Origin of the sequence: Montanilutibacter psychrotolerans (assembly GCF_003719825.1) — a bacterium.
GTDB lineage: Bacteria > Pseudomonadota > Gammaproteobacteria > Xanthomonadales > Xanthomonadaceae > Montanilutibacter > Montanilutibacter psychrotolerans.
Map to the genome: position 1 here is coordinate 50,342 of NZ_RIBS01000006.1, position 18,230 is coordinate 68,571.

The 18,230-nt window shown below is 69.3% G+C and carries 16 protein-coding genes; 2 read left to right on the forward strand and 14 right to left on the reverse strand.

Annotated features, from left to right (window positions below):
- Nucleotides 1-38 precede the first annotated feature (38 nt).
- Entirely contained in the window at nt 39-539 is a 501-nt protein-coding gene (locus tag EER27_RS13010; RefSeq protein ID WP_123088558.1) for a hypothetical protein, read from the forward strand.
- Nucleotides 540-629: 90 nt separating this feature from the next.
- Here EER27_RS13010 and EER27_RS13015 read toward each other — a convergent pair whose 3' ends face one another.
- The 8 genes from EER27_RS13015 to EER27_RS13050 all read right to left on the reverse strand — a co-directional run bounded on the left by EER27_RS13015 (nt 630) and on the right by EER27_RS13050 (nt 10,748).
- Nucleotides 630-1,856, reverse strand: coding sequence for a D-alanyl-D-alanine carboxypeptidase family protein (locus EER27_RS13015; protein ID WP_123088559.1), 1,227 nt, complete (start codon nt 1,854-1,856; stop codon nt 630-632).
- A 54-nt stretch (nt 1,857-1,910) separates the two neighbouring features.
- Nucleotides 1,911-3,404: a septal ring lytic transglycosylase RlpA family protein gene (locus EER27_RS13020; protein ID WP_123088560.1), complete on the reverse strand. Its 1,494-nt coding sequence runs from the start codon at nt 3,402-3,404 to the stop codon at nt 1,911-1,913.
- On the reverse strand, nt 3,401-4,552 hold the full coding sequence (mltB, locus tag EER27_RS13025) for a lytic murein transglycosylase B (RefSeq protein ID WP_123088561.1): 1,152 nt from the start codon (nt 4,550-4,552) through the stop codon (nt 3,401-3,403). Before mltB ends, EER27_RS13020 begins: the two co-directional genes overlap by 4 nt.
- 187 nt (nt 4,553-4,739) lie before the next feature.
- On the reverse strand, nt 4,740-5,852 hold the full coding sequence (gene rodA, locus EER27_RS13030) for a rod shape-determining protein RodA (protein ID WP_123088562.1): 1,113 nt from the start codon (nt 5,850-5,852) through the stop codon (nt 4,740-4,742).
- Complete coding sequence (gene mrdA / locus EER27_RS13035; protein ID WP_123088563.1) at nt 5,849-7,900, reverse strand: penicillin-binding protein 2; 2,052 nt, start codon at nt 7,898-7,900, stop codon at nt 5,849-5,851. The genes rodA and mrdA overlap by 4 nt, the downstream gene beginning before the upstream one ends.
- Nucleotide 7,901: 1 nt before the next feature.
- Entirely contained in the window at nt 7,902-8,387 is a 486-nt protein-coding gene (gene mreD, locus EER27_RS13040) for a rod shape-determining protein MreD (protein WP_123088564.1), read from the reverse strand.
- Nucleotides 8,384-9,442: a rod shape-determining protein MreC gene (gene mreC, locus EER27_RS13045; RefSeq protein WP_425480845.1), complete on the reverse strand. Its 1,059-nt coding sequence runs from the start codon at nt 9,440-9,442 to the stop codon at nt 8,384-8,386. The genes mreD and mreC overlap by 4 nt, the downstream gene beginning before the upstream one ends.
- A gap of 259 nt (nt 9,443-9,701) precedes the next feature.
- On the reverse strand, nt 9,702-10,748 hold the full coding sequence (locus EER27_RS13050) for a rod shape-determining protein (protein WP_123088566.1): 1,047 nt from the start codon (nt 10,746-10,748) through the stop codon (nt 9,702-9,704).
- 177 nt (nt 10,749-10,925) lie between these two features.
- On the opposite strand from EER27_RS13050, the gene EER27_RS13055 reads away from it, so the two are divergent.
- Nucleotides 10,926-11,858, forward strand: coding sequence for a carbohydrate kinase family protein (locus EER27_RS13055; RefSeq protein WP_123088567.1), 933 nt, complete (start codon nt 10,926-10,928; stop codon nt 11,856-11,858).
- 103 nt (nt 11,859-11,961) lie between these two features.
- On the opposite strand, the gene EER27_RS13060 is transcribed toward EER27_RS13055, so the two are convergent.
- The 6 genes from EER27_RS13060 to ubiE all read right to left on the reverse strand — a co-directional run bounded on the left by EER27_RS13060 (nt 11,962) and on the right by ubiE (nt 18,223).
- Nucleotides 11,962-12,429, reverse strand: a complete 468-nt coding sequence (locus EER27_RS13060) for an aminoacyl-tRNA deacylase (protein WP_123088568.1) — start codon at nt 12,427-12,429, stop codon at nt 11,962-11,964.
- A gap of 170 nt (nt 12,430-12,599) precedes the next feature.
- Complete coding sequence (locus EER27_RS13065; RefSeq protein WP_223807328.1) at nt 12,600-13,364, reverse strand: glycoside hydrolase family 25 protein; 765 nt, start codon at nt 13,362-13,364, stop codon at nt 12,600-12,602.
- 115 nt (nt 13,365-13,479) lie between these two features.
- Nucleotides 13,480-14,220, reverse strand: a complete 741-nt coding sequence (locus EER27_RS13070; RefSeq protein ID WP_190285792.1) for a hypothetical protein — start codon at nt 14,218-14,220, stop codon at nt 13,480-13,482.
- Nucleotides 14,217-15,233: an alpha/beta fold hydrolase gene (locus EER27_RS13075; protein WP_123088659.1), complete on the reverse strand. Its 1,017-nt coding sequence runs from the start codon at nt 15,231-15,233 to the stop codon at nt 14,217-14,219. The genes EER27_RS13070 and EER27_RS13075 overlap by 4 nt, the downstream gene beginning before the upstream one ends.
- A gap of 111 nt (nt 15,234-15,344) precedes the next feature.
- Nucleotides 15,345-17,312 (reverse strand): M1 family metallopeptidase, encoded by a 1,968-nt coding sequence (locus EER27_RS13080; RefSeq protein ID WP_123088570.1) that lies wholly within the window; start codon nt 17,310-17,312, stop codon nt 15,345-15,347.
- Between the two features lie 125 nt (nt 17,313-17,437).
- Complete coding sequence (gene ubiE / locus EER27_RS13085) at nt 17,438-18,223, reverse strand: bifunctional demethylmenaquinone methyltransferase/2-methoxy-6-polyprenyl-1,4-benzoquinol methylase UbiE (protein ID WP_123088571.1); 786 nt, start codon at nt 18,221-18,223, stop codon at nt 17,438-17,440.
- Nucleotides 18,224-18,230: the final 7 nt, after the last annotated feature.

Genomic DNA, 18,230 nt, shown 5'->3' on the forward strand with positions numbered 1-18,230 from the left:
CCCCCCTTCCTGTTTCCCCCAACTCTGGGATCACACTCATGAACAGCATTCGCAAACTGCAGTTCCTGGCAGCCCTGGCGCTGGCCTGCGCGGCGTTCAGCGCCTCGGCCGCCGACAACAAGGGCATCAGCACGCTCGAATGCCGCCCGTACAGCGCGGCCCACACGGGACTGAACTTCACCGTCAATGGCATCACCAACACCACCACGGCCAGCCGCAGCGTGCTGTGCCCGATCCTGCGCGACCAGAACGTCGCCTACACCGCCGCCCTGAACGCGTTCGTTTCGCCGTGGTTCCGTACCGGCGCGGCCGCGGGCACGTTGCGCTGCACGGTCTACCGCGGCAGCGCCGTGAGCGCCCTGGCGGCGACGTCGGTGGCCAGCCCGTTGATTGCGCCAAACACCAACAGCGTCATCAGCATCAACGTCGTCTCACTGCCACCGGGCTGGGTGCAGATCCAGATGAACCTGCTGTGCACGCTCAGCCCCGGCGTGACCATGGCGCACATCTACCTCAACGAGAACGGCCCGACCCAGTAACGGTCGAACGCGGCTGAAGCCGCCGGGCAGACACGACAAGGCCGGCTTTCGCCGGCCTTGTCATTGCTGGGGAGCCAACCGCCGTGGCGGTTACTCCGAGTACCACCACATCAGCAGTTCGTGCCACAGGCGCTTGAAGAAGCCGGCCTGCTCGATCGCGGCGATAGCCACCAGCGGGCGCTGCGCGATCACCTTGCCGTCCAGCAGGATGCGCACGGTACCGATCGGCTGGCCCTTCGCGATCGGCGCGACCAGCTCCTTGGGCACGTCCATCATCGGCTTGAGCTGGCCGTACTTGCCGCGCGGCACGGTCACCAGCAGCGGCTCGGCGACGCCCAGCTGCACCTCGTTGATGACGCCCTTCCAGACCTTCTGCTGCGCGACCGGACGGCCTGCGTCGTAGAGCTTGTGGGTTTCGTAGAACCGGAAGCCCCAGTTCAGCAGGGCCAGGTTGTCGCTGGCGCGCTGCGCCTCGGACGTCGACCCCATCACCACCGAGATCAGGCGCTGCTCACCGCGCTGCGCCGATGCCATCAGGCAGTAGCCGGCCGCCGAGGTGTGACCGGTCTTGATGCCATCGACACTCGAATCGCGCCACAGCAGCAGGTTGCGGTTGGGCTGGGTGATCGGACCGACCGTGAATTCCTTGAGCTTGTTGTACGAGTACGACTTGGGGAAGTCGTGGATCAGTGCCCGGCCGAGCAGGGCCAGATCGTGCGCGCTGGAGGTGTGGCCCTCGGCCGGCAGGCCGTGCGGGTTCACGAAATGGCTGTTCTTCATGCCGATGCGCTGCGCGTACTGGTTCATCAGCGCGGCGAAGGCATCGGTGCTGCCGGCGACGTGTTCGGCCAGGGCAATCGCGGCGTCGTTGCCGGACTGCACCACCATGCCCTTCTCCATCTCGATCAGCGGCGCGGTCTTGTTGACCTCGAAACCCGAGTAGCTGCCGTCGGTGCCCGCGCCGCCCTGGCGCCAGGCGTTCTCCGACATCATCACCTGGTCGGTTTCCTTGATCTTGCCGCCGGCCAGTTCGGCCGCGATCACGTAGCTGGTCATCACCTTGGTGATGCTGGCCGGCTCGAGCTGGGCGTCGTAGTTCTCGCCGGCCAGGACGTTGCCGCTGGCGGCATCCATGACCAGCCATGCCTTGCCCACCACGCTCGGCGGCGGCGGCACCGGCAGCGAGTCGCTGGCCGGACGCGCGGCGGCGGGGGTCGGCTGCGGCGCCGGGGTCGGCGTCTGGGCGACCGCGAAACCGATGGAAACCGTGGCGAGGGCGGCGATCAGGGCGGCGCGCAGGGTGAAGCTGGTGCTCATCGTTCTACTGCTCCGGGAGGCCAGCGACGTGCCGGCCGGGTGGTTCGGGAAAGGTTACTCGCGCACGCGCTGCGGCGGGCCGAAACCCAATCCGACAATGCGGGCGGCGGTCTGGGGTGCGGCGGTGGCGTCCAGCGGGCCGACCCGCAGGCGCCAGACCTTCTGGCCATTGGCCTGGCCATCGAGCAGGCGTGCGTCGTCGATACCGGCCCCGTGCAGCATCGCCAATGCGCGATCGGCATTGCCACGCGCGGAGAAGCTGGCGACCTGCAGGGTGACGGCATCGCCGGCGGCCGGGGCGCGCACGGTGTCAGCGGGCGTGGCGACTGCAGGCGTGGTGGCGGCGGGCGCGGCCGACGGCGCGGTGGCGGCGGCCGGAGTTGCCGGGCCTTGGCCCGCGGCGGGCTTTCCGGTCGCCACGCGCACCTGGCGTGACTTCATCCACGCTTCGAACTCGTCGGCCGTCATCGTGCGGCCGTCCTGGCGCATGTCGAAACGCCAGTCGGGCGTGGCGCCGCCAGCGGTCGACCCCGTTGCCGTGGTGGTCGTCGAGGTCGATGCCGTTGCCGTGGTCGCGCCACCGGTGGACGCGCCGACAGTGCCAGCCCCCTGCGATGCGACGCCCGGGCGGCTTGCCGCATCCCCATCCAGGCGCGCGGGCCTGCCGGTGGCGATGCGCACGCCGGGCGGCAGCAATGGTGTCGCCGGGGACGCCGCCGTGGCCGATGCGACGACCGCCCTGGGCTCGGGCGTGGCAGCCCGCGCACTGGCGATGGGCATGGCCGCAACGAGTTTGTCGAGCGCGGTGGGGGCCGGCGCAGGTGGCGGTGTCGCCTGGCGCACCGGCTGCGGTGGGTTGTTGGCCGCGCTGGCGAACACCGGCGCCTGGTCGCCGGGCGACAACGCGCGAACCTCGACCCGGCCAGTACCGCGCTGGGTGATGCCCAGCTTGATGGCCGCGGCGTAGCTCAGATCGATGATCCGGCCTTCGTGGAACGGGCCGCGGTCGTTGACGCGCACCACCACCGACGTGCCGTTGTCGAGGTTGGTCACGCGCGCAAAGCTCGGCAACGGCAGCGTCTTGTGCGCGGCGGTGAACGCGTACATGTCGTAGACCTCCAGGTTGGAGGTGCGACGGCCGTGAAACTTGTTGCCGTAATACGAGGCATTGCCCTGCTCGACGTAGCCGCGCGCGTTTTCCAGCACGTTGTAGCGGCGACCGAGCACCGAGTAGCTGGGTCGGTTGCCCACCGCCGAGCGCGGTTCGTTGGTGACTTCGGGCTCGGGGATGCGATCGACATCGGGAATGTCGGTCGGCGTGCTGTCGGCGATGTGCGGCGCGTACAGGCCACCGGCCGTGTAATGCCCACGCTTGCGCGGATCTTCCTGCGCGGGCGCGTACGGCGAGACCTTGCGCTCGCCCGGAAGCGGCGCGCCGCGCACGTCACCATCGCCGGACAACGGCTGCGGCTGCGAGGCCGACTTGTGGGGGTTGCTGGCGCAGGCCGCGAGGCCCAGGGTCACCGCGACGGCGAGCCAGCGGGTCATGCGCCCGGCTGTCCGTCGGCGACGCCGTCAAGCGCGACATCGCGCCCGGCAATCGCCTGCGACAGCTGGTACACGGCCATCGCGTAGTGCTTGGAGATGTTGTAGCGGGTGATCGCGTAGAAATTGCGGAAACCCAGCCAGTACTCCCTGCCCGCGGCGCCATCGAGATTGAGCGGTACCGCGGTCTCGTCGCCGGGCACCGGCGTGGCCGGTCGGTAGCCGCGTGCGGCAAGGTCCGGCAACGAGTACACCGGGTCCAGCGCTTCAGGCTCGAAGTCGCTGCTGCCGGCGGCGCGCAGCGCGCGCACGGTGACCGGACCGCCCCGCACCCAGCCGCCCTTCTTGACGAAGTAGTTGGCAATCGAGGCGAAGACGTCGTCGGTGCTGTTGAACAGGTCGCGGCGGCCGTCGCCGTTGCCGTCCACGGCGAATTCGCGGTAGCTCGATGGCATGAACTGGCCCCAGCCCATCGCACCGGCGTAACTGCCGGTGAGGGTGGTGATGTCCATGCCGGTTTCCTTGCCCAGCGCGAACAGCTGCGCGAGCTCGCCCCGGAAGAAGGCCTCGCGGCGGTTCTCGCGATCGGCCTTGGCCGGATCGCCGCTGCGCGGATAGGCGAACGCCAGCGTGTACAGCGCATCGATCACCGGATAGCTGCCGGTGTTGCGGCCGTAGCTGGTTTCCACCCCGATGATCGCCACGATGATCTCGGCGGGCACGCCGGTCTGGGCCTCCACGCGCGACAGCGCGGCGCGGTGCTGGGCCAGGAAGGCGCGGCCGCCGTCGATGCGAGGCTGGGCGATGAAAATTGGCCGGTAGTCGCGCCACGGCTTGGCCTCGGCCGGCCGCGACATCGCGGCGACGATGCTGTCGCGAATCTCGGCACGGGCCAGCACCGACGCGATGTGGGCTGGATCGATGCCGTAACGGGCGGCGGTGTCGCGGATGAAGATCGGGCGCGCCTGCTCGATCGGCATCGGGACGTGCGGCTCGGGCAATGCCGGCGTACCCGGTGCCGGAGTGACCGGCACCGCGGCGGCGGGCGCCTGCACGGAAGGAAGCGGCGTAGGAGCCTGCGTGGCGCAGGCCGCCAACGCCAGCGAGAGCGCGCAGATCGAGGCGCGACGGGCAAGGTGGCTTCGGCTCATTGCGCCGAGGTTATCACGCACGCCAAAGCGTCCAAACCGCGGGCGCGGCCAGTGTGAATGTCCAGTCAGGTTGGTCATCGCGGACGGGCCACGTTGCCCGGCGCCGTAGCCGGGGCGATCAACAACCTCGGACGATGCCGGCGCGAGGTTGACCTGGCCGACGGGCGGCCGTCGCCCGCGCGCGCCCTTACCGCCCGTGCACCGGCCGGTGCGCGCGCACCGCCATCACCACGCCCAGGCCCGCCAGCAGCGACACTGCCGAGGTGCCGCCGTAGCTCAGCAACGGCATCGGCACGCCAACCACCGGCAACAGGCCGGCGATCATTCCGCCGTTGACGATCACGTACACGCAGAACGCCAACCCCAGCGAGCCGGCAATCAACCGCGAATAGCCGTCGCGGGCCTCCGCGGCGATCCACAGGCAACGTCCCACCACGAACAAATACAGCGACAGCACGGTGACCACGCCCACCCAGCCGAACTCCTCGCCGAGCACGGCGAAAATGAAATCGGTGGTGTGTTCGGGCAGGTAGTTCAGGTGCGACTGCGACCCCTCGCCCCAGCCCTTGCCGGTCATGCCGCCCGCGCCGATCGCGATTTTCGACTGGATGATGTTCCAGCCGGTCCCCAGCGGATCGGACTCGGGATCCAGGAAGGTCAGGACGCGGTGCTTCTGGTAGGGGCGCAGCAGCCAGAACCAGGCCACCGGCGCGATCGCCGCGACCGCGCTGAACGCCGCGCCGAACCACCACCACGGCAGGCCCGACAGGTACAGCGCGAACGCGCCGCTGATGCCGACCAGCATCGCCGTGCCGAAATCGGGCTGCAGCAGGATCAGCAGCGTCGGCACGCCGATCAGCACTGCCGCCACCATCACCGTGCGCCAGCGCGGCGGCAACGCCTGACCGTTGAGGTACCAGGCGACCATCATCGGCAGCGTCAGCTTGAGCAGCTCGGCGGGCTGGAAATAGAACACCTTCAGGTCGATCCAGTGCCGGCCGTGCTTGCCGGTACCGATCAGCAGCACCAGCAGCAGCGGCAGCAACGAGGCGGCGTAGACCAGCGGCGTCCAGTTGCGCAGCTGGGTCGGCGGCAACCGCGACAACGCCCACATCGCCGCCAGTCCGACAGCGAAGCGCGCGCCCTGCGCCATCACCAGCCGCGGCGAGTGGTCGGCGGCGCTGTACAGCACTGCCAGGCCGATCGCCATCAAAGCCAGCAAGGCACCCAGCAGCGGCAGGTCCAGGGTGCGGACGAAGCGCAGGAACAGATCGAACAGCCAGCGCAGGATGATCTTCATCGCGCGGGCTCGGCGTCCGTGGCGGCAGAGCGAGCGCGCGGCGGGGTGGTGGTCGCGCCGGGTGCCGGAGGCTGCGACGCGGATGTGCCGGTGCCGGTGCCGGTGCCGCTGGCGGTGGCCGCGGTCGCTTCCGCGCCGGCGGCCGGCGGTGCCGCAGTGGGCCGGATCGCCCCCGGCACCGGCTCGGGCATCTTGCCCAGCAGCCAGGCGTCGAACACCTTGCGCGCGATCGGCGCGGCGGTGCTGGCGCCGTAGCCGCCGCCTTCGACGACCACCGCCAGCGCGATGGTCGGGGCCTCGGCCGGGGCAAAGCCGACGAACAGCGCGCGATGGCGCTGATGCAACGGCAGCTGGCGCGGGTTGAGGCTGACGTTGCCGCGCCGGCTGACCACCTGCGCGGTGCCGGTCTTGCCGGCGATGTGGTACGGGATACCCATGCCGATCTGGCGCGCGGTGCCGCCGGGACCGTGCACCGTCATCACCATGCCCTCGCGGACCACCGTCAGGTTGCCCGGGCTGTCGCTGATGTGACGTGGCGCCGGCTGCACCGTCGGCACCCAGGGCGTGCCAAATCCCTCGCGACGCTCGCGCACCAGGTGCGGGCGGCGCAACAGCCCGCCGTCGGCGATCGCCGCGGTGCCCTGCGCCAGCTGCAGCGGGGTGACGCGCCAGAATCCCTGGCCGATGCTGGTGATCACCGTGTCGCCCGGATACCACGGCCCCTGGGTGCGTGCGTTGGCTGCCTTCCACGCCGGTGACGGCAGGATGCCGCCGATCTCGCCCATCAGGTCGATGCCGGTCGGCTTGCCGAAGCCGTACGTGGCCAGGTAGCGATCGAGCAGGTCGATGCCCATGTCCAGCGACAGCTTGTAGTAATAGGTGTTGACCGAGTCGGCGATGGACTTGCGCGCGTCGGTCCAGCCGTGGCCGCCGCCGTGGGAGTCCCGGTAGCCGCGCCGGTGCCCGGGCAGGCGGAATTCACCGGTCGACAGCACACGGTCTTCGGGCCGGCGCTTGCCGCTGTCCATGCCGGCCAGCGCGAGCAACGGCTTGAGCGTCGAACCGGGCGCCACGCCGCCAAGCACCACGCGGTTGAACTGCGGCCGTGAGGGATTCTCGTTGAGCGCGCGGTAGTCGGCGCTGGAGATGCCGTTGACGAACAGGTTGCCGTCGTACGACGGCAGGCTGACCATCGCCAGCACCTCGCCGGTGCGCGGGTCCAGCGCAACCGCCGAACCCTCCAGCTCGCCAAACGCGGTCACCATGGCCTGCTGCAGGTCGGCGTCGAGACTGAGGCGCAAGTCCGCGCCCGGCGCGGCCGGCACGCGCCCCACCTGTCCCATCGAGCGGCCCTCGACGTTGGTTTCGATCTTCTCGTAGCCGATGCGCCCGCGCAGCGCCTGCTCGTAGTAGCGCTCCAGTCCCGTCTTGCCGACGTGGGTCAGCGCGGAATTGCCTTCACCCAGCGTCACCAGGTCCTTGGTGTCGACACGCCCGACGTAACCGACCACGTGAGTGAACAGGTCACCGTACGGGTAGCGGCGGTTGAGGTAGGACACCAGCTCGACGCCGGGGTAGCGCCAGCGATCGACCGCAAACCGCGCGGCTTCTTCTTCGGTGACGCGCAGCTTCAGGGTGATCGGCTTGAACGCACGCGAGGCCCGGCGCGTCTCCTGGAAACGCGCGATGTCCTCCGGCGACAGCGCCACCAGGCCCGCCAGCTGCGGCAGCCACTTGGCCGGGTCGCCGGCTTCCTGCGGGGTCACGTCGAGCCGGTAGGCCGGCACGTTGTCGGCCAGGATCCGGCCTTTGCGGTCGTAGATCAGGCCGCGCCCGGGCACGACCGGCAGCAGCTTGATGCGGTTGGCCTCCGAGCGTGTCGCATAGTCCTCGTGCTGCAGCACCTGCAGCCCGAAGTACCACAGCGACAGACCGACCAGCGCCAGCACCACGCCGGCGAAGGCGATCGCCGAGCGCCAGCGGAACTGCTCGGCTTCGGCGCCCGCGTTCTTGAGCACGCGCGGGCTGCGCCCGGACCACGAGCGCATGTCAGCGCCTCCGCCAGTTGCCCAGACGCAACGCGTCCAGCAACAGGAACACCAGTGGCCACAGCAGCATGCCGATCACCGGCGCCAGCCAGGCGGCGGCGGCGAGTTGCGGAACGCCGATCGCGACATGGATCGCCGCGGTCACGATGCGGTCGTTGAGCAGCAGGCCACCGATCGCCAGCGCTTGCTGCGACAGCGGGAAGAAGCGCAGGCGCGCCCGGAAGCGCTGCAGGATGAAGGCCATCACCACCAGCCGCAGGGCCTGTTCGCCGAACACGCCGGCAAACGTGATGTCGGCCAGCAGCCCGATGCAGAAGGCAAATCCGAGTCCGGCGCGTTCGGGCGCCTCGATGACCCAGTACGCCACCACCAGCGCCAGCCAGTACGGGCGCAGCGCCTGCAGGGTCGGCGGCAATGGCACCAGGCCCAGCAGCAATGCCATCAGGAGGCTGGCTGGCAGCACCCAGCTCGCGCGTTGGCGGCTCATCGGCTTGGCTCCGCCGCGGGGGGCGTGGTCGGTGGCGTGGTGCGTGGTTCGGACGAATTCGTGGCCGGAGGCGGCGCTTCGTCGGCACGCGAGCGCCGGGCCGCCGCGGGCCGCCGCGTCGACGCGGCAGTGCCGGTTGTGTTCGATGCGGTCTTGCCGGTCGCGGGCGAAGTCGCCGCCTGCCCGGAGGCTGGCGCGGCGTGCGTCGCCGGCACGGGAACCGCCACCGGGGGAGTCTGTGGCGCGCTGCGCAGCAACAGCACGTCACGGCCGCGATCGAACTGCGCGGCCGGGCGCACGTCACCGACCAGGAAGGCGCGGCTCTCGTCGGGCCGCAGCGCGGTCACCGTTCCGACCGGAAAGCCCGGCGGGAAGCGGCCGCCCAGGCCCGAGGTCACCAGCACGTCGCCGACCTTGACGTCGCTGGACAGCGGCACGCTTTCCAGTGCCAGGCTGTCGCTGCGACCGCGTCCGTACGCGACCAGGCGCACGCCGTTGCGCACCACCGCCACTGGCACGGCGTGCGCGGGGTCGGTCAGCAGCAGCACGGTGGCATGGGTGGGCTGCACCTGGATGACCTGGCCGACCAGGCCACCGGCGTCGATCACGCTCTGCCCGGCCAGCACGCCATTGCGCCGGCCGGCGTCGAGCACCAGGCGCTGGCTGGTCGGGTCCAGATCGATGTCCAGGATCGGGGCGAGTTGCGCGTCCAGGCGACCGCGCTGGGCCGCGTCCAGCAGGCCGCGCAGACGGGCGTTGTCGGACGCGACGGTCTGCAGCCGCGCCATGCGGGCCTGGTTGACCAGCGCCTCGGTGCGCAGCCGTCGGTTTTCCTCGGTGAGTTGCGCCATCGTGCCGGCGTCTTCGTAGAGCTTGCCCGCCACGCGCCCCGGCCAGCCGGCCACGGTCCACAGCGGCTGCACCAGCAGGCTGGCCTGCTGACGGGTCCGATTGACCCATCCCCCTCGATGGTCGAGCACGATCAGCACCACTGCGAACGCCAGGTACGCCATCAGCCGTAGCGTGTCGGCGACTTCACCGCTGCGGGCAGGCATGGAGGGACCGGCGTAGGAAGGCACGGAGGTGGCAGGCTCGGGCTGGGACTTCGGGCGGAACACAGCGCAGCGGGTGGCGGCTAGGCCGCCCGTCAGCAGGCGAGTCGGTGGCCGGGCCACCTGCAAGCGGGGGGCAACAACCAACGGCCTCCGTGCCTGCCCTCGCATCCTGCGACGACCGCCCACATGCAGCCCGCGCTGCGGGCGACTTACAGGCCGCGAACGCGGCCCAATGACGGGCCACGACGTGGCCGATCACTTATTCCGGTGCGAAGAACTCGTTGCCGTGCATGTCCACCAGCTCGAGCGCACGACCACCACCACGCGCGACGCAGGTCAGCGGATCGTCGGCGACCTGCACGTGCAGGCCGGTCTCCTCGCTGATCAGACGGTCGAGATCCTTGAGCAGCGCACCACCACCGGTCAGCACGATGCCGCGCTCGGCAACGTCGGCGCACAGCTCCGGCGGGGTCTGCTCGAGGGCCAGGCGGATCGCGGTCACGATGCCCGCCAGCGGTTCGCGCAGCGCGTCGAGGACTTCGTTGGCGTGCAGGCTGATCTGCTTGGGCACGCCTTCGGCGAGGTTGCGACCGGACACTTCGATCGAGCGCGGCTCGGTCTGCGGGTAGGCGCAACCGATCTCGAGCTTGATGCGCTCGGCGGTGGTCTCGCCGATCAGGGTGCCGTAGGCGCGGCGCACGTAACCGATGATGGACTCGTCGAAACGGTCGCCGCCGATGCGGACCGAGGCCGAGTAGACGATGCCGTTGAGCGCGATCACCGCCACCTCGGTGGTGCCGCCGCCCACGTCGACGACCATCGAGCCGCGCGCCTCGGTCACCGGCATGCCGGCACCGATCGCCGCCGCCATCGGCTCCTCGATCATGTAGACCTCGCGCGCGCCGGCCTCGATGGCCGACTCCTTGATCGCGCGGCGCTCCACCTGGGTCGAGCCGCAGGGCACGCAGACCAGCACGCGCGGGCTCGGGCGCAGGAAGCGCGACTTGTGGACCTTGCGGATGAAATGCTTGAGCATTTCCTCGGTGTAGGTGAAGTCGGCGATGACGCCGTCCTTCATCGGCCGGATCGTGGTGATGTTGCCGGGGGTTCGGCCGAGCATCTGCTTGGCCTCCGCACCGACCGCCGCGACCGACCGCGTACCGCCGACCAGGCGGTCCTGGCGCACCGCCACGACCGAAGGTTCGTTGAGCACGATCCCCTGTCCGCGCACGTAGATCAGCGTATTGGCCGTGCCCAGGTCAATGGACAGGTCGTTGGAGAACATGCCGCGAAACTTCTTGAACATCGGGGGAAAGGCCGTCAAATGTGGGCGCGAAGCGGGTTCGCTAGCCTAACAACGCCCCCCACCCCGGGCAAGGAATAATCCCGTGAAGACCGCGTCCCCGCTGGCCGCGGGCGTGTTCAGCCGCTACCCTACCCGCCGCGCGGCCGGTCGGCCGCCCAATTCACAGGGTGAAAGCTGATGTCTGCGTTGATCTGCGGCTCGCTGGCCTACGACACCATCATGGTGTTTCCGGACCAGTTCAAGAACCACATCCTCCCGGACAAGGTCCACATCCTGAATGTTTCCTTTCTGGTACCTCGGATGCGCCGCGAGTTTGGCGGCTGCGCCGGCAACATCGCCTACAACCTGAAGCTGCTGGGCGGCGAGCCGATCCCGATGGCGACGGTCGGCCAGGACTTCGGCCCGTACCGCGACTGGTTCGCCGAGCTGGGCATCCCGCTGGACCGCATCAAGGTGATCGACGAGCTGTTCACGCCGCAGGCGTTCATCACCACCGACCACGACAACAACCAGATCACCGCGTTCCATCCGGGCGCGATGATGCGTTCGTTCGAGAACCACGTGCGCGACGTTCCTGGCGTAACGTTCGGCATCGTCAGCCCCGATGGCCGCGAGGGCATGCTGCAGAACGCGGAAGAGTTCGCCGCGGCCGCCATCCCGTTCATCTTCGATCCCGGCCAGGCCATGCCGTTGTTCAACGGTGCCGAGCTGCGCGCCTTCATCGAGCAGGCCGACTACGTCACCGTCAACGACTACGAATCCAACCTGCTGCAGGAACGCACCGGCTGGAGCGAATCGGATATCGCCGGCAAGGTGAAGGCCTATATCGTCACGCGCGGCCCGCACGGCGCGATGATCCACGCCGACGGCAAGGTGCACGACATCCCGCCGGCGCACGAGCGCCGCGTGACCGATCCGACCGGTTGCGGCGATGCGTTCCGCGCCGGACTCATCTTCGGCATCGAGAAGGGCTACGACTGGCTCACCATCGGCCGCATCGGCAACCTGATGGGCGCGCTCAAGGTCGAGCACCCGGGCACCCAGAACCAGCGCTTCGACTACGAAGAATTCGCGGAGCAGTTCCGCCAGCAGTTCGGCTACGCACTCTGACCCAAGCGGTCGCGTGCACGCACCGACCCGAGACCCCGCCACTGGCGGGGTCTTTTCGTTTGCGGCGCGTCCGTCGCGGCAGGTGTGGCCCGCCGCGCCCGGCTCACATCACGTGCGCCAGCCACAGCAGCTCGGGCTCGGCGAGTTGCTCGAACTGGGCATACGGCATGCGCAGCGCATCGGTGTGCGAGCCGGCGTTGAAGGCGATCTCGTCCTGGTGCGCCAGGCGCGAGTCCACGTACACCGGCATGCCATAGAGGTGGCCGAACGGTGGCATCGCGCCGGGCTCGCAATCGGGGAACGCGTCCTTGAACTCGGACTCGCCGGCGAGCTCCACCAGCGGGCCGCCCAGCGCACGCGACAGGCGGGTGAGGTCGACGCGATAGGTCGCCGGCATCACCATCATCGCCAGGTTTCCGTCGACCTTGATCATCACGGTCTTGGCGAAATGTTCGCGCGCGACGTGCATCGCCGCGGCGGTCTGTTCGGCGGTGACGGTGCGGTCGTGCGACTGCGTGGCGTACGGCGCGTGGCGTTCGTCGAGAAAGTTGTGCAGGCGTGGAGAAAGCATGTTTCGCCTCCCGCGTGCGCGGGGCCTGCCTCCGTGCGGCACCGCCACAGGTGGATCGGACCGTGACACGACGCGTCCCGCATCGCGCCTGCGGGCCGGTGCGCATCGCCGCGCGGCCCTCGATGCGAATCTACGCCCGATCCGCTATCGGCGTGTGATGCCGCCCCTGCTCAGCGCCGGCACGGCGCGCGCGACCAGTCCGCGCGGTCGCCTTCGAACACGTTGAGATCGACGGGGCCGTCGATGCCATCGACCCGACCGCGGTTGTGGAACTGCCACAGGCACCAGGGAGCCGATGCGTCGGGGCCCCGCAGTATCGCGCGTCGCCACAGCGCGCGCGGCGGCAGCGCGCGCCCGTACCGCGCAAGGAACTCGGGCGTGACGTAGAGCAATGCCGGCCGGCCGTACACCGCTTCCACGGCGCGCAGGTAGGCGTCGAGCTCGCGCCGCATCGCGCGGTCATCCGGCACGCGCCCGCAGTTTCCGCCGAACTCCAGATCGACCGCCGGCGGCAACGCATCAGCCGCGCGCGGCACGACGGCAATGAAGTTGCGCGCCTGCTCGGCACCACTTCGGCAGAACGTGAAGAAGTGGTAGGCACCCACGCGCACGCCGGCCGCACGGGCCTGTCGCCAGTTGTCGATGAAGTGGCGATCGCGGTGGTCGCCGCCCTCGCTGGCCTTGAGGTAGGCGAAGGCGACATCGTCGGCGGCCACGCGCGCCCAGTCGATGGCGCCCTGGTGGTGCGAGACGTCGATGCCGCGCACCGGATAACGCGCTCGATCGGGCTGCCAGTGACGGAACCACCACAGCGCCACACCGGCGACCAGCAGCGCGGTCGCGGCCAGCCACGCCGCGTACCGCAGCCAGGCGCGTGGTCGACTGCGTCGTATCGGGTTGCCGGGATTTGCCGAGCGCCGACTGGCCGTCGTCACGGGGCCGCGCACGCGACGCACGATGCGCGCGGTCGCGACGACGCGCGGATCCGCGTGGGCGAGTCGCCGCCCATCAGTACACCCATCCGTAACCCCGGCGGAATGCCAGCCGCGATCACTTCCACGCCGGCAGTTTCGAGCGGTTCAACCCCGCCACCTCGAACACCGCGGTGCGGGTGCCGCCGGCCTTGACCGGAAACGTCACCGTGATGGTCTTTGCGCCGTCGGTCATACGCCACAACGCGCGCTCGTCCTCGATGAACATCGCGATCGCCTCGTCGGTGTCCGGACGACTGCCGGCCATCGTCTTCACCGGCAGCTCGTCGACCTGCACCTTCAGGCGGCAGCCGCGGTAGCAGTCGAAATCGCCCGCTTCCAGCACCAGATAACTGCTGCGGCCCCAATCGGGGTGGTCGCGGAAGATCAGCCGCACCGGCTTTGCGCCGCGGCCGTCGGTGTCGACATTGGCCTTGGCGTAGATGGCCGCGGAGAGCTGCTCGCCGCCCTTGACCGGCTTGCGGTCGTAGGACCACAGCGCCGTGGTGCGTCGCGTTTCGGCCGCCTCGGTGGCCTTGGCGCGAACTTCCTCGTGCAACGGTCGGATGCGCTGGGCGGCGTCGCTGTCGGGGTGTTCGGCCATCAGCACGTCGCCGTGCGCGCGCGCCAGTTCCCAGTTCTGGGCCGCGTACTGCGCGTCGAATGCCTTGGCCATCTCGGCCGCGGCCTGTTCCTGCCGGGCCTTCTGCGCCGCGGCGGCAACCTGTGGATCCGGCGCGGGCTGGCAGGCCGACAGCGCGATCGCAAACGTGGCAGCCAGCGCGGCCAACAACGGCAACGTCGTGGGAGAACGGGTCATCGAGAGGTTCCTTGTTCGATCAGGTCTTGCACGGCCCCGGCGACCGCGTCGGGGCGTTCCATCAACGACATGTGGCCGCAGCCTTCCAGCAGAACCCGGCGCGCCTGCGGCATGCGCTGCCAGTACAGGCCCATCGCACTGGCATCGATCACCGCGTCCTGGCGGCACCACAGCAGCAGCGCCGGCTGGCGGATCCTGCCGGCCTCGTCGCCGGGCAGGAAGCGCTCGTTGCCACGACCGATGCGATCGAGCACGGACTGCTCGAACGCGACGTCGGCACGTCGCCGCGCGATGTAGGCACCGTCGGCGGGCCACGGGATCCACGGCTTCGCCGCGGGGTCCTGGAAGAGGATGTCGAGGTAGCGCTGCAACGTGGCCGGGTCGGTGACCTCGAACGGGTTGCGCCCGGCCAGCACCTGCGTGCCGAAGCGGTTGTCGGCGAAACGCACGCCGGAGGCATTCAGCAGCCCGACGCGGTCGACGAGATCGGGGCGCCGCGCGGCCACCAGTGCCGCGATTCCGCCGCCCATCGAATGGCCAAGCAGCACGCGCTCGGTCCTTGCGCCCTTTCCACCCGCCGCAGGCACAGCAACCTCGATGAAGTCGGCGACGCGGGCGGCCTGGGCGGCGTAGCCGTAGTCGGCGCCGGGCCGGCGTTCGCTGGCGCCCCAGCCGGGCAGGTCAGGTATCAGCACGCGGTAGCGCCCATGCAGGCGGTGCGCCAGCGGATACCAGTTCTCCTTGCTGCCGGTAAAACCGTGCACCATCACCAGCACCGGCGCGTCGGCGGGTGCGTCGTTGCTGTAGGCGTAGGTCCAGCGGTGGTCACCCACCTGGATGCTGGCCTGTGACAATCCGACGGCCACGCGCTGGCGATGGAAGTCCACGCGCACCAGCACGTCGGGATCGCGCCACACCGTCACGCCGATCACCACGCCGGCCAACAACAACGCGGCCGCCACGAGGGCGGCCGCACGGGTCAGGCGACGAACACGAGACGACGCGACGCCCATGGCCGCGCTATCCGGCTGTCGCCGTCGCGGGCGGACGGCGCTGCCGCGCCGCGGCATCCGTGAGCAGGTCACGGACACCACGAGCATCACGCCGGCCGGCCGCGATCATCGTCACGGCGCCGGCTTGGTCCCGCCGGCCTTGGCCTTGGCGATGACCGCCTCGACCGTTCCGGTGGTGATCGGGTGGTAGCCCGGGCGTGCCTTGGCGAAAGTGTCCTCGGCCAGCTTCAGGCCTTCCGGGGTTTTCACCAGTTCCTCGTAGGTCGGCATGATGAGCTTGCGACGGCCGATCTTCTGCAGGAATGCGGCGATCGCGGCGTTGGCCGGCGTGTAGCCACTGCGCACGGTCAGCGGGTACCAGCGCTGGGCGATTTCGCCGTTCGGCGTGCCGGTGAACTTGTAGGCCGCATCCAACGCCGTCAGCTGCGTGGTTTCCAGCCGCTCGGGCAAGCCACCGACGAAATGCACCCATTCCTGGGTGGTCCAGCCGCTGGTCAGCGTGGCCGCCGGCAACGTGCCCGCGTCCAGCCAGGCCTTGCGCGCGGCATCCACCGCATCGAAGCGCGGCGACACGGTCTTGGGCGCGAAATCGGGGATGCCCGGCTCGTAGACCCACTGCTCGACCTGCGCGAGCGTGACCTTGCCCGGGTGCTTGTCCAGCAGGTTGGCCTTGAGGTAGTCGACGAACTTCGCGGTCGGGATGCTCTGGAACGCGAAGTGGTCGAAGTAGCCCTTCAGGAACGGATCGAACACCTCGCGCCCATAGCTCTGCTCGAGGAACTGCAGCAGCCACGCGCCCTTGGTGTAGACCGTGGCAGTGCTGGAATCGTCCGGGTCCTTCAGCACGCCCGGCTTGAGCGCCATGACCTGCATGGCCGCGGGGATCTCCGCGTACTCGGCCGCCAACTCGTTGCGACCGATCACGTTTTCCATGTCGGCGCGTTCCTTGCCGTACAGGTCCTCGATGATGCGATTCTCGACGTAGCTGGTGAACCCTTCGTTGAGCCACGCGTCCTTGGCGCTGGAGAAGGTGACCAGGTTGCCCGACCAGCTGTGTGCCAGCTCATGGGCGACCAGCGACACCAGCGACTTGTCGCCCACGATCACCGTCGGGGTGGCGAAGGTCAGGCGCGGGTTCTCCATGCCGCCGTACGGGAACGACGGCGGCAGCACCAGGATGTCGTAGCGGCCCCAGCGGTACGGGCCGTACAGCTTCTCGGTGGCCTGCATCATCTTTTCGGCGTCGGAGAACTCGGTGGCGGCCTTGCCGGCCATCGACGGCTCCGCCCACACGCCACTGCGTTCGCTGATCGGCTGGAACACCAGGTCGCCGGCCGCGATCGCGAGCAGGTACGAGGGGATCGGCTGCGGCATCTTGAACTCGTAGTCGCCGTCGCGCGCCGCCTTCGGGTCGTTGTCGGCGCTCATCAGCACCATCGCGTCCTTTGGCGAGGTCACCTTCGCGGTGTAGGTGAAGCGCACCCGCGGGGTGTCCTGCAGCGGCACCCACGAACGGGCGTGGATCTGCTGCGACTGGCTGAACATGAAGGGCGTCTTCTTGCCCTCGGTCATCGCCGGCGTCAGCCACTGCAGGCCCGACGCGGACGGCGACGTGCGGTAGGTGATGCGCACGCGCGGGTTGCGCTGCGGAACCTCGACCACCAGCTTGCTGCCAAGCAACGGGTCGGCTTCGGCGAGCGAGAACTTGAGGTCTTCCCAGATGCCGTCGCTGCGTTCGCCGACGACCTTCTCGATGGTCAGGTCACGGCTGTCGAGCACCAGCTGACTTGCCTTCGGGTCGAGCCAGTCCAGGCTCAACGTGGCGCTGCCGGACAGCTCCTTCTTGTCGAAGTCGACGTTGAGCCACAGCGCGAGGTCCTTGGTACGGACCTTGTCGGGCTCGGCGTAGGAGTGTTCGTCGGTCTCGGCAACGGCCTTCACTGCGGCGGGCTCCGTGGCTGCGGGTTTGCCGGCATCGCCCGTGGCGGTCGGTGGCGTGGCCTCTTTCGAGCAGCCCGCGACAAGCGCGGTGGCCAGGCACAGGGTCAGGATCGAAGGACGCGAGAACGGAAAACGCATGGCAGGCCCACAGCGGCGGATGATCGGCCGAGTTTAGCGCCCTTCACGCCAGCAGCGCGTGGGGAGGAGTGACGAACGCGCTGCCGCAGCACCCTCGCCTGCGGCCCGTCACTCGTGCCCCGCCATCAGGCCTTGTAGCCGGTGTGGATGGCCACGATGCCACCCGACAGGTTGCGGTAATCGCAGCGCGCGAAGCCGGCGTCGGCCATCATCGCCTTCAAGGGTTCCTGAGTCGGGTGCTTGCGGATGCTCTCGGCCAGGTACTGGTAACTGTCGGAGTCGCCGGCGAACAGCTTGCCCAACCGGGGCAGGACCTTGAACGAATGGAAATCGTAGATCGGCTTGAACCAGTCGGCCTTCACTTCCGAGAACTCCAGCACGCGCGCCTGTCCGCCCACCTTCAGCACGCGCTGCATCTCGCGCAGCGCGGCGTCCTTGTCGGTGACATTGCGCAGGCCGAACGCGATGGTGACCAGGTCGAAGCTGGCATCGGGGAACGGCAGCTTCTCGGCATTCATCTGCACGTACTCGAAGCCGGCGACCTTGCCCATGTCGGTCATGCGGTCGCGCCCGACGCGCAGCATCGCGCCGTTGATGTCGCCCAGCACGATGCTGCCGGTTTCGCCCACGCGATCGCGCAACAGCAGGGCGATGTCGCCGGTGCCGCCGGCAAGGTCCAGCACGCGGTCGCCGCGGCGGACCTGCGCGGTGGCCACGAAGTAGCGCTTCCAGACGCGATGGACGCCCATGCTCATGAGGTCGTTCATCAGGTCGTACTTGCTGGCCACCGAGGAGAACACCTCGGCCACGAGCTTCTGCTTGTCGCCGGTGGGGACGTCGCGGAAGCCGAAGTGGGTGGTGCCAGACTTGCCGTCGGCCGCGCCGTCGTCGTTGGGGGTGTGCTGGGTCATGGCGGCG

Excerpts from the sequence above, each read along its gene's own strand:
- EER27_RS13020 (WP_123088560.1), bottom strand. The coding sequence starts at position 3,404 with ATGACCCGCTGGCTCGCCGTCGCGGTGACCCTGGGCCTCGCGGCCTGC.
- mltB (WP_123088561.1), bottom strand. The coding sequence starts at position 4,552 with ATGAGCCGAAGCCACCTTGCCCGTCGCGCCTCGATCTGCGCGCTCTCG.
- EER27_RS13080 (WP_123088570.1), bottom strand. The coding sequence starts at position 17,312 with ATGCGTTTTCCGTTCTCGCGTCCTTCGATCCTGACCCTGTGCCTGGCC.
- mreD (WP_123088564.1), bottom strand. The coding sequence starts at position 8,387 with ATGAGCCGCCAACGCGCGAGCTGGGTGCTGCCAGCCAGCCTCCTGATG.
- mrdA (WP_123088563.1), bottom strand. The coding sequence starts at position 7,900 with ATGCGCTCGTGGTCCGGGCGCAGCCCGCGCGTGCTCAAGAACGCGGGC.
- EER27_RS13015 (WP_123088559.1), bottom strand. The coding sequence starts at position 1,856 with ATGAGCACCAGCTTCACCCTGCGCGCCGCCCTGATCGCCGCCCTCGCC.
- EER27_RS13010 (WP_123088558.1), top strand. The coding sequence starts at position 39 with ATGAACAGCATTCGCAAACTGCAGTTCCTGGCAGCCCTGGCGCTGGCC.
- EER27_RS13055 (WP_123088567.1), top strand. The coding sequence starts at position 10,926 with ATGTCTGCGTTGATCTGCGGCTCGCTGGCCTACGACACCATCATGGTG.
- rodA (WP_123088562.1), bottom strand. The coding sequence starts at position 5,852 with ATGAAGATCATCCTGCGCTGGCTGTTCGATCTGTTCCTGCGCTTCGTC.
- EER27_RS13050 (WP_123088566.1), bottom strand. The coding sequence starts at position 10,748 with ATGTTCAAGAAGTTTCGCGGCATGTTCTCCAACGACCTGTCCATTGAC.
- ubiE (WP_123088571.1), bottom strand. The coding sequence starts at position 18,223 with ATGACCCAGCACACCCCCAACGACGACGGCGCGGCCGACGGCAAGTCT.
- EER27_RS13075 (WP_123088659.1), bottom strand. The coding sequence starts at position 15,233 with ATGGGCGTCGCGTCGTCTCGTGTTCGTCGCCTGACCCGTGCGGCCGCC.
- EER27_RS13070 (WP_190285792.1), bottom strand. The coding sequence starts at position 14,220 with ATGACCCGTTCTCCCACGACGTTGCCGTTGTTGGCCGCGCTGGCTGCC.
- mreC (WP_425480845.1), bottom strand. The coding sequence starts at position 9,442 with ATGCCTGCCCGCAGCGGTGAAGTCGCCGACACGCTACGGCTGATGGCG.
- EER27_RS13060 (WP_123088568.1), bottom strand. The coding sequence starts at position 12,429 with ATGCTTTCTCCACGCCTGCACAACTTTCTCGACGAACGCCACGCGCCG.